This is a genomic window from Enterobacter sp. IF2SW-B1 (genome assembly GCF_001743375.1).
Taxonomy (GTDB): Bacteria; Pseudomonadota; Gammaproteobacteria; order Enterobacterales; family Enterobacteriaceae; genus Enterobacter; species Enterobacter bugandensis.
This window is the reverse complement of sequence record NZ_MJAA01000001.1, coordinates 746,516-761,491: the sequence shown is the minus strand read 5'-3', so window position 1 is coordinate 761,491 and position 14,976 is coordinate 746,516. Positions and strand designations below refer to the sequence as shown.

At 57.7% G+C, this 14,976-nt stretch carries 16 protein-coding genes; 12 read left to right on the top strand and 4 right to left on the bottom strand.

Annotated features, from left to right (window positions below):
- Positions 1–22: 22 nt before the first annotated feature.
- Both A6013_RS03750 and A6013_RS03740 read right to left on the bottom strand, forming a co-directional pair.
- On the bottom strand, positions 23–343 hold the full coding sequence (locus tag A6013_RS03750) for a metalloregulator ArsR/SmtB family transcription factor (protein ID WP_069732577.1): 321 nt from the start codon (positions 341–343) through the stop codon (positions 23–25).
- Positions 344–596: 253 nt separating this feature from the next.
- Entirely contained in the window at positions 597–2,282 is a 1,686-nt protein-coding gene (locus A6013_RS03740) for an aspartate:alanine antiporter (RefSeq protein WP_069732575.1), read from the bottom strand.
- A 279-nt stretch (positions 2,283–2,561) separates the two neighbouring features.
- Here A6013_RS03740 and A6013_RS03735 point away from each other — a divergent pair, with 279 nt between their 5' ends.
- On the top strand, positions 2,562–2,930 hold the full coding sequence (locus A6013_RS03735) for an inner membrane protein YbjM (protein WP_080339193.1): 369 nt from the start codon (positions 2,562–2,564) through the stop codon (positions 2,928–2,930).
- Between the two features lie 30 nt (positions 2,931–2,960).
- On the opposite strand, the gene A6013_RS03730 is transcribed toward A6013_RS03735, so the two are convergent.
- Entirely contained in the window at positions 2,961–3,230 is a 270-nt protein-coding gene (locus tag A6013_RS03730; protein WP_028012502.1) for a GrxA family glutaredoxin, read from the bottom strand.
- A gap of 185 nt (positions 3,231–3,415) precedes the next feature.
- On the opposite strand from A6013_RS03730, the gene nfsA reads away from it, so the two are divergent.
- From nfsA to A6013_RS03670, 11 genes are all read left to right on the top strand, one after another.
- Positions 3,416–4,138 (top strand): nitroreductase NfsA, encoded by a 723-nt coding sequence (gene nfsA / locus A6013_RS03725; protein ID WP_028012503.1) that lies wholly within the window; start codon positions 3,416–3,418, stop codon positions 4,136–4,138.
- 69 nt (positions 4,139–4,207) lie between these two features.
- Positions 4,208–5,110: a 30S ribosomal protein S6--L-glutamate ligase gene (rimK, locus tag A6013_RS03720; protein ID WP_028012504.1), complete on the top strand. Its 903-nt coding sequence runs from the start codon at positions 4,208–4,210 to the stop codon at positions 5,108–5,110.
- A 63-nt stretch (positions 5,111–5,173) separates the two neighbouring features.
- Positions 5,174–5,650: a YbjN domain-containing protein gene (locus A6013_RS03715; RefSeq protein WP_003858385.1), complete on the top strand. Its 477-nt coding sequence runs from the start codon at positions 5,174–5,176 to the stop codon at positions 5,648–5,650.
- 350 nt (positions 5,651–6,000) lie between these two features.
- The gene (gene potF, locus A6013_RS03710) at positions 6,001–7,113 is read left to right on the top strand and encodes a spermidine/putrescine ABC transporter substrate-binding protein PotF (RefSeq protein WP_041910676.1); all 1,113 of its coding nucleotides are present in this window, start codon (positions 6,001–6,003) and stop codon (positions 7,111–7,113) included.
- A gap of 143 nt (positions 7,114–7,256) precedes the next feature.
- Complete coding sequence (gene potG / locus A6013_RS03705; protein WP_045630953.1) at positions 7,257–8,390, top strand: putrescine ABC transporter ATP-binding subunit PotG; 1,134 nt, start codon at positions 7,257–7,259, stop codon at positions 8,388–8,390.
- Between the two features lie 9 nt (positions 8,391–8,399).
- Positions 8,400–9,353, top strand: a complete 954-nt coding sequence (potH, locus tag A6013_RS03700) for a putrescine ABC transporter permease PotH (protein WP_041910674.1) — start codon at positions 8,400–8,402, stop codon at positions 9,351–9,353.
- The gene (potI, locus tag A6013_RS03695) at positions 9,350–10,195 is read left to right on the top strand and encodes a putrescine ABC transporter permease PotI (protein ID WP_028012508.1); all 846 of its coding nucleotides are present in this window, start codon (positions 9,350–9,352) and stop codon (positions 10,193–10,195) included. The genes potH and potI overlap by 4 nt, the downstream gene beginning before the upstream one ends.
- Positions 10,196–10,260: 65 nt before the next feature.
- Positions 10,261–10,734: a YbjO family protein gene (locus A6013_RS03690; protein ID WP_069732574.1), complete on the top strand. Its 474-nt coding sequence runs from the start codon at positions 10,261–10,263 to the stop codon at positions 10,732–10,734.
- A gap of 40 nt (positions 10,735–10,774) precedes the next feature.
- The gene (gene rlmC, locus A6013_RS03685; protein ID WP_069732573.1) at positions 10,775–11,902 is read left to right on the top strand and encodes a 23S rRNA (uracil(747)-C(5))-methyltransferase RlmC; all 1,128 of its coding nucleotides are present in this window, start codon (positions 10,775–10,777) and stop codon (positions 11,900–11,902) included.
- 72 nt (positions 11,903–11,974) lie between these two features.
- A complete protein-coding gene (locus tag A6013_RS03675; protein WP_041912037.1) occupies positions 11,975–12,682 on the top strand; it encodes a response regulator transcription factor in 708 nt (235 codons plus the stop codon).
- Positions 12,666–14,135, top strand: coding sequence for an ATP-binding protein (locus A6013_RS03670; protein ID WP_028012512.1), 1,470 nt, complete (start codon positions 12,666–12,668; stop codon positions 14,133–14,135). Before A6013_RS03675 ends, A6013_RS03670 begins: the two co-directional genes overlap by 17 nt.
- A 75-nt stretch (positions 14,136–14,210) precedes the next feature.
- On the opposite strand, the gene artJ is transcribed toward A6013_RS03670, so the two are convergent.
- Positions 14,211–14,942 carry an arginine ABC transporter substrate-binding protein ArtJ gene (gene artJ / locus A6013_RS03665; protein WP_015571008.1) on the bottom strand — a complete coding sequence of 244 codons (732 nt, stop codon included), beginning with the start codon at positions 14,940–14,942 and terminating at the stop codon, positions 14,211–14,213.
- Positions 14,943–14,976: the final 34 nt, after the last annotated feature.

The window sequence follows — 14,976 nt, the reverse complement described above, 5'->3', positions numbered from 1 at the left end:
TGTTTTTGTGAATGTGTTGTGATCAGCACGAGCCTGAGAGTCGGTTTTTCAGCTTCATGCGCGTCTCTTCCCGCAGGCAGTTCCAGCTGGTGTCGATAACGGCTGCCGCCCATGCCGGCATGTTGGGAGAGAGACGGTAATGGACCCATTTGCCCTCGCGACGATCGATAACCAGCCCGGACTCGCGCAGCAAGGCCATGTGGCGGGAGACTTTCGGCTGCGGTTCGTTGGTGGCGGAGCAGAGATCGCAGACACACAATTCTCCCGTTTCGCGAAGCAGCATGACGATGGCGAGTCGCGTTTCGTCGGAGAGGATTTTGAAGAGCTGGAGTGGGTGGAGCATGGGGATTCCTGAGGGTAGATTAGATCATATTCGTTTAATCATATATGTTTTGGTGGGAAGAGAGAAGGTCAGATTACAGAAAGGGGAATTTCAGGCAACAAAAAACCCATCAACCTTGAACCAAAACGGCGGGGTTGATGGGCTCCACAAATTGGGGACATCAAAGAAAAGCAGTGGCACTAGTTATGACTGCCCCCTGCTAAAAAAGTTCTGCGCGTTACAAAAATTTTTTCATTACGCGCAAACTTAGGAGTTATCCGAGTCCCGGCCAGATGATGATAATCAGCGTACCCGCCAGCGTCAGCAGTACGTTCGCGATAGCATAGGTGCCTGCATATCCCAGCGCCGGGATGTTGCTGCGCGCGGTATCGCTGATGATTTCCATCGCCGGGGCACAGGTACGGGCCCCCATCATTGCCCCGAACAGCAGGGCGCGGTTCATACGCAGCACGTAGGCGCCGAACAGGAAGCAGATCACCACCGGCACCAGGCTGACGATAAGGCCGGAAACCAGCATCTGCCAGCCGACGGCGCCCAGGCTGTGGCCGATGCCGCTGCCCGCGCTCAGGCCGACGCCCGCCATAAACACCATCAGACCGAACTCTTTCACCATGTTCAGCGCGCCCTGCGGAATGTAGCCGAAGGTCGGGTGGTTCGCTCGCAGGAAGCCCAGCATGATCCCGGCGAACAGCAGACCGGCGGCGTTACCGATGCCGAAGCTAAAGTTGCTGAACTGGAAGGTGATCATCCCGATCATCAGGCCAACAATGAAGAAGGCGCAGAAGGCCAGCAGGTCGGTGACCTGGCTGTGAATGGAGATAAAGCCGATGCGGTCGGCAACGGTTTTTACGCGTCGCGCGTCGCCGCTGACCTGCAGCACGTCGCCTTTGTTGAGCACAACGTTGTCGTCGATAGGCATCTCAATCTGGCTGCGGATCACGCGGTTGAGGAAGCAGCCGTGGTCGGTCAGCTTCAGCTGCGCCAGGCGGCGGCCCACGGCGTTATGGTTTTTCACCACGATCTCTTCGGTGACGATGCGCATGTCGAGCAGGTCGCGGTCGAACACCTCTTTGCCGTTACGGAAGCTCGGGTCGAGACGGGCGTGGGCGTCCGGGTAACCCACCAGCGCAATGTCGTCGCCCATCTGCAGCACCGCGTCGCCGTCCGGGTTCGCCAGAATGCCGTTGCGGCGGATACGTTCGATGTAGCAGCCCGTCTGGCGGTAAATCCCCAGTTCGCGAAGATTTTTGCCGTCTGCCCATGCCACCAGCTCCGGTCCGACGCGGTAGGCGCGGATAACCGGGAGATAGACTTTACGTTTGGAATCGGTATCCAGGCCGCGCTCGCGGGCGATTTGCTGGGCGCTGGTCTGCAGATCCTGGTGCTGCAGTTTTGGCAGGTAGCGCGCGCCAACGATCAGGCTCACCAGACCAATCAGATAGGTCAGGGCGTAGCCCAGGCTCAGATGGTCGAGGGCGGTAGAGAGCTGCGCGCCCGCCATGCCGGAATGGCGCAGGGTATCACCGGCGCCCACGAGCACGGGGGTTGACGTCATAGAGCCGGCCAGCATACCGGCCGTAAGCCCGATATCCCAGCTAAACAGTTTGCCCAGTCCTAACGCGATCAGCAGCGCGCTGCCGACCATCACCAGCGCCAGCATCAGATAATTTTTGCCGTCGCGGAAGAAAATTGAAAAAAAGTTAGGTCCCGCTTCTACGCCAACGCAAAAAATAAACAGCATAAAACCTAAGTTCAGCGCGTCCGTGTTAATGCTGAAGTGCTGCTGGCCTAATAATAAGGAGACGACTAAAACGCCAATGGAATTACCGAGTTGAACCGAACCCAGACGCAATTTACCCAGGCAAAGACCCAGCGCCAGTACCACAAATAATAACAGGATGTAATTCCCATTTAACAAGTCTGCGACGTTTATATTCACGGAGGCTAACTTCTTGTTTACCAGTAAGTTGTTGAATGAAAGGACTTTTTGGGCTACTGTTTTCTGGATCAGGGAAAAGCGCTAACGCTCCCTGTTTCCTGCTTTATTCCCTAAAACATTAGCTGGCGTGTAGTTTAATCGCATTAGCTACTGACAGCTACTGATTATCGCATCACCCTGTGCGTACTTTGGCATGGATTGCCGCACTGCTTTATCTGACTGGGCGTCTACCCGACGAATGTGTATTTGATAGAGATAAGTCAGGAGGATAGTTTGAATATGAAACGAAACTGGGCGGGGGTGATCAGCTGTTTTTTGCTGTTCACGGTCGTGTGCATGTCGCTCGCATTTAATGTAAAGGGCGCGTTCAGGGCGTCCGGGCATCCTGAGCTGGGGTTGCTCTTCTTCACGTTGCCGGGGGCTGCCGCCAGTTTTCTCTCCCGTCAAGGGGAGGTGGTGAAGCCGCTGCTGGGCGCCATGCTCGCTGCACCGCTGTGTCTGCTGATGATGCGCCTGATGTATATTTCAACGCGGAGTTTCTGGCAGGAGCTGGCGTGGTTGCTGAGCGGCGTATTCTGGTGCGCGCTTGGCGCGCTGTGCTATCTGTTTGTGCGCAGCCTGGTTCAGCACCGACGGCACCGCAAATAAAAACGCCCTCAGGGTGAGGGCGTCTCTTCATTACTGCTCGGCAAACAGGCCCAGATGCTCTTTAGCGTAGGCCTCAAAGTCGGTGCAACCGCCGATGTGTTTCTGATCGAGGAAGATCTGCGGCACGGTTTCAACCGGCTTACCGACGGTTTTTTCCAGGTCGGCTTTGGTGATGCCTTCCGCGTGGATGTCCACATAGCGGAAGTTGAAGTCATCGCGCTCTTCGGTCAGTTTCTCAGCCAGCTCTTTCGCGCGCACACAGTAAGGGCACCCTGGACGACCAAAAATTACTGCAAACATTTCTCTCTCCTCAAAAAACAAGCCTGACGGCGAATGACACGTATAGTGCCCCATAACCCGCCGTCATTAAAGAAGGTTTCGCCTGTCGTTATAATATCTATGAGCTATGTTTCGCCAATTACACCGCGCACATCATTGCCTATACTGGCTGCCATACGTATTAAGCAAGACTAAAGAGAGACAAGATGACGCCAACCATAGACCTGCTCCAGTCCCACCGCTCCATTCGCCACTTTACCGATGAGCCGATTACCGAGGCGCAGCGTAATGCGATTATTGACAGCGCAAGAGCCACCTCCAGCTCCAGCTTTTTGCAGTGCAGCTCGATTATCCGCATCACCGATAAGGCCATGCGTGAACAGCTGGTGACGCTCACCGGCGGGCAGAAGCATGTGGCTCAGGCAGCCGAGTTCTGGGTGTTCTGCGCCGACTTTAACCGCCACCTGCAGATCTGCCCTGAGGCCGAGCTGGGGCTGGCCGAACAGCTGCTGCTGGGCGTGGTGGATACCGCGCTGATGGCGCAAAACGCCTTTACGGCCGCGGAATCGCTGGGGTTAGGCGGTGTCTATATCGGCGGGCTGCGTAACAACATTCAAAGCGTGACCGACCTGCTGAAGCTGCCAAAACACGTGCTGCCGCTGTTTGGCCTGTGCCTCGGCTGGCCGGCGGACAACCCGGATCTCAAGCCGCGCATTCCTGCCGCGATGCTGGTGCATGAAAACCATTACCAGCCGGTCGATCAGGATGTCCTGAATCAATACGACGAAGAGCTGGCGAACTACTACATGACGCGCGGCAGCAATAACCGTCGCGACACCTGGACGGACCATATTCGCCGCACCATCATCAAAGAAAACCGCCCGTTTATTCTTGAGTATCTGCACAAGCAGGGCTGGGCAACGCGATAGTCCATTCCTCCTGCGCCTGCCTGCGTATATGATATGCAGGCTTTTTCCATGTCTTCAGAGAGGTGCAGGGTGAAAATTGCCATATTGTCCCGGGACGGAACGCTCTATTCATGTAAGCGCCTGCGAGAAGCGGCGGCGAAACGCGGGCATCAGGTTGAGATCCTCGACCCGATGTCCTGCTATATGAATATCGACCCCGCCGCCTCGTCGATTCACTACAAAGGCCGCAAGCTGCCGCACTTTGACGCGGTCATCCCCCGCATCGGCTCCCAGATTACCTACTACGGCACCGCCGCGCTGCGCCAGTTCGAGATGCTGGGCAGCTATCCGCTCAACGAATCCGTCGCCATTTCCCGCGCCCGCGACAAGCTGCGCTCTCTACAGCTGCTCGCACGACAGGGGATCGATCTTCCGGTCACAGGCATTGCTCATTCACCGGACGACACCAGCGATCTCATCGACATGGTGGGCGGCGCGCCGCTGGTGATCAAGCTGGTGGAAGGCACGCAGGGCATTGGCGTGGTGTTAGCGGAAACGCGTCAGGCGGCGGAGAGCGTGATCGACGCCTTTCGCGGGCTGAATGCGCACATTCTGGTGCAGGAGTACATTGAAGAGGCGAAAGGGCGCGACATTCGCTGTTTCGTGGTGGGGAACGAGGTTGTAGCGGCCATCGAGCGCCAGGCCAAAGAGGGCGACTTCCGCTCTAACCTTCACCGCGGCGGCGTTGCGCGGGTAGCCGATATTAGCGAACGCGAACGGGAAATAGCCGTGAAAGCGGCGCAAACCCTGGGGCTGGACGTAGCGGGTGTGGACCTTCTGCGCGCGACACGCGGGCCGCTGGTGATGGAGGTGAACGCCTCCCCGGGGCTGGAAGGTGTGGAAAAAACCACAGGGGTCGATATTGCAGGTAAAATGATCTCATGGATCGAGCGTCATGCCACGCCGGGTTACTGTCTGAAAACGGGCGGTTAAATGGATTACCGGGCGCTTTTTGAGTACCCTATGCGAAGTTTTTACTAAAGAGGCTGCACAGCGATGGATTTACAGGTCGTACCTACACTGGATACGTTACGTCAATGGCTTGATGATGCCGGGATCACCTTCTTCGAATGTGATTCCTGCCAGGCGCTGCATCTGCCTCATATGCAGAATTTCGACGGCATTTTCGATGCCAAAATCGATCTGATTAACGACGTGATTCTTTTTTCCGCGCTGGCCGAAGTGAAGCCTTCTGCGCTGCTGGCGCTGGCCTCCGATCTCTCGGCTATCAACGCCAGTTCTTTGACGGTGAAAGCATTTCTCGATATACAGGACGATAATCTGCCTAAACTGGTCGTTTGCCAGTCTTTATTCTCCGGGGCAGGGCTGTCGTTCAAGCAGTTCGCCTGGTTTATGCGCCTGAGCGAAGAGCAAATTTCCATGGTTATGATGGAAGCCAATGCACATCATCTGCTGTATAGCGCGGAAGACGATGCTGAGAATAATGATGCATCTCCCAATTTTCTTCACTAAGCCTGTCTGACTTTTGCGCAGTCGCTGCCATAGCGGCTGCAGAAGGCCATTTTTTCTGCTGCCTTTAACCTTTCTTTAAAGAATTTTTCACCTCCCTCAAGGCCATTTCGGCTTATCACGTAGACTTAACCTGCATAAAAAATTGATAAAAGGCGTTTTTTCGTCTGGGCTATAGCCGGAGACACGGGCTACAGTTATTCTTGCGATGCTTAAAAAAGCGAGCGGATCCTGCCGGGTAAAGAGGTTTCTTTTTATTTTGAGCAGAGCGACAAACTATGCATGATTTTTGCATATATCCAGATTGCACAGTTTAGTTCGTTTGTTAACGAGCTTTCAGAAGGAATAACACTATGATCGCCTTGAATAAAAAATGGTTATCGGGTCTGGTTGCGGGTGCTCTGATGGCCGTCTCTGCCGGCACGCTCGCTGCGGAACAAAAAACGCTGCACGTATACAACTGGTCTGACTATATTGCGCCGGACACGGTCGCTAATTTTGAAAAAGAGACCGGCATTAAAGTGGTCTATGACGTTTTCGATTCCAACGAAGTGCTGGAAGGAAAGCTGATGGCAGGCAGCACCGGTTTTGACCTGGTCGTACCTTCCGCAAGCTTCCTGGAGCGTCAGTTGACGGCGGGCGTCTTCCAGCCGCTGGACAAGAGCAAGTTATCGAACTGGAAAAACCTCGATCCGGAAGTGCTGAAGCTGGTGGCGAAGCACGACCCTGACAACAAATACGCCATGCCTTACCTGTGGGCGACCACCGGTATCGGCTACAACGTGGATAAAGTCAAAGCCGCGCTGGGCCCGGACGTTAAGCTGGACAGCTGGGACGTGGTGCTGAAGCCGGAAAACCTTGAGAAGCTGAAAAGCTGCGGCGTCTCCTTCCTCGATGCGCCGGAAGAGATTTTCGCCACCGTGCTGAACTACCTGGGCAAAGACCCGAACAGCAATAAAGCCGATGATTACACCGGCCCGGCGACCGATCTGCTGCTGAAGCTGCGTCCAAACATTCGCTATTTCCACTCGTCCCAGTACATCAACGACCTGGCGAACGGCGACATCTGCGTGGCGATCGGCTGGGCAGGGGACGTGTGGCAGGCGGCGAACCGCGCGAAAGAGGCGAAAAACGGCGTGAATGTGTCCTACTTCATTCCGAAAGAGGGGGCGCTGGCCTTCTTTGACGTCTTCGCCATGCCGGCTGACGCGAAAAACAAAGACGAAGCCTACCAGTTCCTGAATTACCTGATGCGTCCTGAGGTGATCGCCCACATCAGCGACCACGTTTACTACGCCAACGGTAACAAGGCCTCCGTGCCGCTGGTGAGTGAAGCGATCCGCAGTAACCCGGCAATCTATCCGCCAGCGGACGTGTTCGCCAAGCTGTTCACCCTGAAGGTTCAGGATCCAAAAATTGACCGCGTGCGTACCCGCGCGTGGACCAAGGTGAAAAGCGGTAAATAACGGCGTTTGGTAATGTTGCCCGGTGGCGCTATCGCTTACCGGGCCTACACAACCCGTAGGCCGGGCAAGCGTTCGCGCCGCCCGGCGATGCGCACCCAGACGGTGCGTTTGCACCAGTATTGATCTATGCCGGAGAGCACCCCGTGAATGACGCGATCCCCCGCCCGCAGGCGAAAGTCCGTAAAGCGCTGACCCCGCTTCTTGAAATTCGTAACCTCACCAAATCTTTCGATGGCCAGCATGCCGTGGACGACGTCAGCCTGACTATCTATAAAGGCGAAATATTCGCGCTACTGGGCGCATCGGGCTGCGGTAAATCGACCCTGCTGCGTATGCTGGCCGGTTTTGAACAGCCTACCGCCGGGCAAATTATGCTCGATGGCGTGGATCTCTCCAGCGTGCCGCCGTATCAGCGCCCGATTAACATGATGTTCCAGTCCTACGCGCTGTTTCCGCACATGACGGTGGAGCAAAACATCGCCTTTGGCCTGAAGCAGGACAAGCTGCCGAAAGCCGAAATCACCGCGCGCGTGGCCGAAATGCTGAGCCTGGTGCATATGCAGGAGTTCGCGAAGCGTAAGCCGCACCAGCTTTCCGGCGGTCAGCGTCAGCGCGTGGCGCTGGCGAGAAGCCTGGCGAAACGCCCGAAACTGCTGCTGCTCGACGAGCCGATGGGCGCGCTGGATAAAAAGCTGCGCGACCGTATGCAGCTCGAAGTGGTCGATATCCTCGAGCGCGTGGGGGTGACCTGCGTGATGGTCACCCATGACCAGGAAGAGGCCATGACCATGGCCGGGCGTATCGCGATCATGAACCGCGGGAAGTTCGTGCAGATTGGCGAGCCGGAAGAGATTTACGAGCATCCGACCACCCGCTACAGCGCGGAGTTCATCGGCTCGGTTAACGTCTTCGAAGGGCTGCTGAAGGATCGTCAGGAGGATGGTCTGGTCATCGAATCGCCGGGGCTGCAGCATCCGCTTAAGGTCGATCCTGACAGCTCGGTGGTGGATAACGTGCCGGTCTACGTGGCGCTGCGCCCGGAGAAGATCATGCTCTGTGACGATCCGCCTGCCGATGGCTATAACTTTGCCGTCGGGGAAGTGGTGCACATTGCCTATCTGGGCGATCTCTCCATTTACCACGTGCGCCTGAAAAGCGGACAGATGCTCAGCGCGCAGCTACAGAACGAACATCGCTACCGCAAGGGGCAGCCGACCTGGGGCGACGAAGTGCGCCTGTGCTGGGACGCGGACAGCTGCGTCGTGCTGACGGTATAAGGAGCGATCATGAGCACACTTGAACCTCCAGCCCGCGTCAAAAAACCGGGCGGCTTTGCCCACTGGCTGACGCGCCTTAAGATGAACCACGGCCGCAAGCTGGTAATCGCCATGCCTTACGTGTGGCTGATCCTGCTGTTCCTGCTGCCGTTCCTGATCGTCTTTAAGATCAGCCTGGCGGAGATGGCGCGGGCGATCCCGCCATATACTGATCTGTGGGAGTGGGCCGACGGGCAGCTGACGCTGACGCTGAATCTGGGCAACTTCCTCCAGCTCACCGAGGATCCGCTCTATTTCGAAGCCTATCTGCAGTCTCTGCAGGTGGCGGCGATCTCGACGCTCTGCTGTCTGGTGATGGGCTACCCGCTGGCGTGGGCCGTGGCGCACAGCAAGCCGTCAACGCGTAACATCCTGCTGCTGCTGGTGATCCTGCCGTCGTGGACCTCGTTTCTGATACGCGTTTACGCGTGGATGGGGATCCTGAAAAACAACGGGGTGCTGAATAATTTTCTGATGTGGCTTGGGGTTATCGATCAGCCGCTGACCATCCTGCACACCAACCTTGCGGTCTATATCGGCATTGTGTATGCCTATCTGCCGTTTATGGTGCTGCCGATTTACACCGCCCTGACGCGGATTGACTACTCGCTGGTGGAAGCCTCGCTCGATCTCGGCGCGCGTCCGCTGAAGACCTTCTTCAGCGTGATTGTCCCGCTGACCAAAGGCGGAATCATTGCCGGGTCGATGCTGGTGTTTATTCCGGCGGTCGGGGAGTTTGTGATCCCGGAACTGCTCGGCGGCCCGGACAGCATCATGATTGGCCGCGTGCTGTGGCAGGAGTTCTTCAATAACCGCGACTGGCCGGTGGCGTCGGCGGTGGCGATTATCATGCTCCTTCTGCTGATCGTCCCGATCATGTGGTTCCATAAGCATCAGCAGAAACAGATGGGAGATCGCGGATGAACAACTTACCGGTAGTACGCTCCCCGTGGCGCATTCTGATCCTCGTTATCGGCTTCACCTTCCTGTATGCGCCGATGCTGATGCTGGTGATCTACTCGTTCAACAGCTCTAAGCTGGTGACGGTCTGGGCGGGCTGGTCGACGCGCTGGTACAGCGAGCTGTTCCACGACGACGCGATGATGAGCGCGGTGGGGCTGAGCCTGACCATTGCCGCGCTGGCGGCCACGATGGCCTGCGTTCTGGGCACCATCGCCGCGCTGGTGATGGTGCGCTTCGGGCGTTTTCGCGGCTCAAACGGTTTCGCCTTTATGATCACTGCCCCGCTGGTGATGCCGGACGTCATTACCGGCCTGTCGCTGCTGCTGCTGTTCGTGGCCCTGGCGCACGCCATCGGCTGGCCGGCGGATCGCGGCATGCTCACCATCTGGCTGGCGCACGTCACCTTCTGTACCGCGTATGTGGCGGTGGTGATCTCCTCGCGCCTGCGCGAGCTGGACCGCTCCATTGAAGAGGCGGCGATGGATCTCGGCGCCACGCCGCTAAAGGTCTTTTTCATCATTACCCTGCCGATGATTATGCCGGCGGTGATCTCCGGCTGGCTGCTGGCGTTCACGCTCTCCCTCGACGATCTGGTTATCGCCAGCTTTGTCTCAGGGCCGGGCGCGACGACGCTGCCGATGCTGGTCTTCTCCAGCGTGCGCATGGGGGTGAACCCGGAGATCAACGCTCTGGCCTCTATCATCCTCGGCGTGGTCGGAATTGTCGGATTTATCGCCTGGTATTTGATGGCGCGCGCGGAAAAACAGCGCGTGCGCGATATCCAGCGTGCAAGACGCGGCTGAAGGATTTAAAATTTCCGGTGATGTGCCGCGCATGACGCGGCACTGTTTTTCAGGGAAGTAAAACATTGGGATTAGTAAAAAAATCACGTATTACGCACGCCCGTCCTAACGTTCCTGCGCTGGTTCAGGTGGCGGCGCTCGCCATTATTATGATCCGCTGCCTGGACGTGCTGATGATTTTGAATACGCTGGGCATGCGCGGCATCGGGGAATTCATTCACCGCAGCGTGCAGACGTGGAATCTGACCCTGGTCTTTTTAAGCAGCCTGGTGCTGGTGTTTATCGAGATCTACTGCGCGTTTTCGCTGGTCAAAGGGCGAAACTGGGCGCGCTGGGTCTATCTGCTCACGCAGGTGACCGCCGCCAGCTATCTGTGGGCCGCCTCGCTGGGCTATGGCTATCCTGAGCTGTTCAGCATTCCGGGCGAGTCGCGACGTGAGATTTTCCATGCGCTGGTCATGCAAAAACTGCCGGATATGCTGGTGCTCTGCCTGCTTTTCGTTCCGGCGTCCAGTCGGCGGTTCTTCCGACTGCAATAATGTGTATAATCGCAGCCCTCGTTTTCCTTAAGGTTTTCATATGCAGTGCGCACTCTATGACGCCGGACGCTGCCGCTCCTGTCAGTGGATAGAACAGCCGGTCTCTCAACAACTCACCGCCAAAATGGCCGACCTGCAACAGCTGCTGGCAGCGCACGCGGTGGGCGAGTGGTGCGCACCCGTCAGCGGCCCGGAGCAGGGCTTTCGCAACAAAGCCAAAATGGTGGTCAGCGGCAGCGTTGAAAAACCGCTGCTGGGGATGCTGCACCGCGACGGCACGCCGGAAGACTTAACCGACTGCCCGCTCTATCCCGCCTCGTTTAAGCCGGTCTTTGCCGCACTGAAACCGTTTATCGCTCGCGCGGGGTTAACGCCTTACAACGTTGCCCGCAGGCGCGGCGAGCTGAAGTACCTTCTCCTGACGGAAAGCCAGATCGACGGCGGCATGATGCTGCGCTTCGTGCTGCGCTCGGAAGCCAAGCTGGCGCAGCTGCGCGCGGCGCTGCCGTGGCTGCAGGAACAGCTTCCTCAGTTAAAGGTGATTACCGCAAACATTCAGCCGGTGCATATGGCGATCATGGAAGGGGAGAAAGAGGTTTTCTTCACCGACCAGCACGCGCTGGCGGAGAGCTTCAACGGCGTGCCGCTGTGGATCCGCCCGCAAAGCTTCTTCCAGACCAACCCGACCGTGGCAAGCAGCCTGTACGCCACCGCCCGCGACTGGGTGCACGCGTTAAACATCCATCATATGTGGGATCTGTTCTGCGGCGTGGGCGGTTTTGGCCTGCACTGCGCCACGCCTGAGATGCAGCTCACCGGCATTGAGATCTCCGCCGAAGCGATTGCCTGCGCAAAGCAGTCCGCCGCCGAGTTAGGGTTAACCAATCTGCACTTTCAGGCGCTGGACTCCACGCAGTTCGCGACCGGTCAGGGCAACGTGCCGGAGCTGGTGCTGGTTAATCCGCCGCGTCGTGGGATTGGCAAATCCCTGTGCGACTACCTGAGCCAGATGGCGCCGGAATACATCGTCTATTCAAGCTGTAACGCACAGACCATGGCGAAAGATATCGCTAATCTGCCGGGCTACCGCATTGAACGCGTGCAGCTTTTCGATATGTTCCCGCATACCGCGCATTATGAAGTCCTGACGTTGCTCGTGAAATCTTAAACAAAATGTGAACTCTGCCCGCCCATAAAATCAGGTAAGCTTACGTCATAAGAGATGAATAAAGGCTTACCCATGAAGCAGATCCTGCTGGTGGAAGACGACCACGATATCGCGGCGCTTCTGCGGCTCAACTTAGAAGACGAAGGCTACGCCATCACCCACGAGCCCGACGGGGGCAACGCCCTGCAGCGCCTTGAAAAACAGCCGTGGGATGCGGTGATCCTCGACCTGATGCTGCCCAACGTTGACGGCCTGGAGATCTGCCGCCGCATCCGCCAGATGACCCGCTACCTGCCGGTGATCATCATCAGCGCCCGCAGCAGCGAAACCGACCGCATCACCGGGCTGGAAACCGGCGCCGATGATTATCTGGCAAAACCCTTTTCAGTGCAGGAACTGATTGCCCGCATCAAAGCGCTGTTCCGCCGCCAGCAGGCGATGGGGCAGGCGCAGGCTGACGGGCAAATTCAGGCCCACGGCCTGACGATCGATCCCCTGGCGCGCAGCGTGCTGCTTCACGGCCAGGTGGTGGATCTCACCCCGCGCGAATTCGAACTGCTGTACTTCTTCGCCCGCCATCCCGGCGAGGTGTTTTCCCGTCTGGCGCTGCTGGAGCAGGTGTGGGGCTATCAGCACGAAGGCTACGAGCACACCGTCAACACCCATATCAACCGCCTGCGCATCAAGATTGAGAAGGACGCCGCCGAGCCGGAGATAATTCGCACCGTCTGGGGCAAGGGCTATAAATTTGCGGAGCCAAACCATGATGCGCCGCTTTAGCCTGAGCCAGCGCCTGACGCTGCTGTTTGTCCTGCTGATGATGCTCTGCGCTACCGTCGCCTGCGCGGTACAGCTCTACAGCAGTATGCAGTACGGCAACGCGATGGTGCAGCGGTTGTCGGGCGGCCTGGCGCAGCAGATTGTCCAGCGGGAACCGATTCTGGACGCGCAGGGCAGGGTTGACCGCACCGCGCTGAAGCCGCTGTTCGACCGGCTGATGACCTTCAACCCGAGCGTTGAACTGTACGTTATCTCGCCGGACGGCGAAATCCTGGCCGATGCCGCACCGCCGGGCCATATTCAGCGGCAAAAAATCGACCTGGCACCGGTTCAGACCTTCCTGAGCGGTACCGCCATACCGGTACTGGGCGACGATCCGCGCAGTCAAAATAAAAAAGTGTTCAGCGCCACGCCGCTGCGGCAGGACGGCGAGCTTAAGGGCTACCTGTACATTATTTTGCAGGGCGAGGAGTCGAACGCGCTGGCGGAAATGGCCTGGCATAAGGCGCTCTGGAGCACGGTGCTCTGGTCATTGCTGTGGGTCGCGCTGTTTGGCCTGCTGGCGGGTCTGCTGGTCTGGTACTGGGTAACGCGTCCGGTTAAGCGCCTGACGGAAGAGGTCACCGGCCTGGAGCAGGACAGCATTAGCGCAATCAGGCTGCTCGCAGCACAGCCGCCGGATGCCGCAGCCAATGACGAAGTGGCGCTCCTGCGCAACAGTTTCATCGAGCTGGCGCGGAAAATTACCCGCCAGTGGGACCAGCTGGCCGACAGCGATCGCCAGCGCCGGGAGTTTATCGCCAACATTTCGCACGATCTTCGCACGCCGCTGACCTCGCTGCTGGGCTATCTTGAAACCCTGTCGCTCAAATCCGCCACCCTGACGCCGCAGGAGCACCAGCAGTATCTCGCCACCGCGCTGCGTCAGGGACAAAAGGTACGACATCTTTCCCAGCAGCTTTTCGAGCTGGCGCGCCTTGAGCACGGCGGCATTAAGCCGCAGCGCGAACGGTTCGCGATGGGAGAGCTGATTTCCGACGTGGCGCAGAAGTTTGAGCTTACCGCCCGCACGCGCGAGGTGAATCTGCATATTGACGTGCCGGGCCCCTTGCCGCTGGTCAATGCCGATGTGTCGATGATCGAGCGCGTGGTGACCAACCTGCTCGATAACGCGATGCGTCATACGCCCACTGGCGGGGAAATTCGTCTGGCGGTCTGGCAGGAGAATGAACGGCTTCAGGTCGAAGTGGCAGACTCCGGAACGGGTGTGGATGCCTCGCTGCGCGACGATCTGTTCCAGCGGCCTTCGGCGCTGAATACCCAGGCATCGCGGGAGAACCGCGGCGGGTTAGGGCTGTTAATCGTTAAGCGAATGCTGGAGCTGCACGGCGGCGGGATCAGGCTGATGGAGTCCGTGAGCGGGGCGCGGTTCAGGTTCTTTGTGCCGCTGTGAAAAATTGCCGGGTGGCGCTGCGCTTACCCGGCCTACAGACCACCCCCGTAGGCCAGACCACCCGGCAAAAAGAGATTACTGCGGGAACCACTGCTCGCTGATTTTCTGGTACGTGCCGTCTGCTTTAATCGCCTTCAGCGCGCCGTTCAGTTTTTCCAGCAGGGCTTTGTTATCCGGACGTACCGCGATGCCGAGGCCCGTGCCGAAGTACTGCGGATCGGTCACTTTCTCGGTCGCCGTACCCAGCTGCGGGTTGGTTTTCAGCCATTCGTTTACCACGGCGGTGTCGCCGAATACGCCATCGATACGGCCATTTTTCAGGTCGATAATCGCGTTCTGGTAGCTGTCATAGGCCACGGTTTTCACTTCAGGATGTTTGTCCTGCAGGTATTTCTGGTGCGTGGTGCCATTTTCCATTCCGATGCGTTTGCCTTTCAGCTCGTCAAAGGATTTATAAGCCCCTTTCTTCGCAATTACCACCGCCGAGTTGGCGTAGTACGGGTCGGTGAACGCGACCTGCTTGCTACGCTCCGGCGTGATGTCCATCCCGGAGATCACCGCATCGTATTTCTTGAATTTCAGCGACGGGATCAGGCTGTCGAAGGCATGGTTGGTAAAGGTGCAGTCGGCCTGCATCTGCTTGCACAGGGCTTTCGCCAGGTCGATATCGAAACCGACGATCTGATTGCTGGCGTCCAGCGATTCAAACGGCGGATAGGTGGCCGAAACGCCAAAATTGATTTTATCAGCAGCGGATGCGCCAGCGGCGAAGGTGGCGAGTAGTGCGGCCAGAACTAACTTTTTCATTGTAATGCTCCCGTCTGTCTATCTTGTCATTATG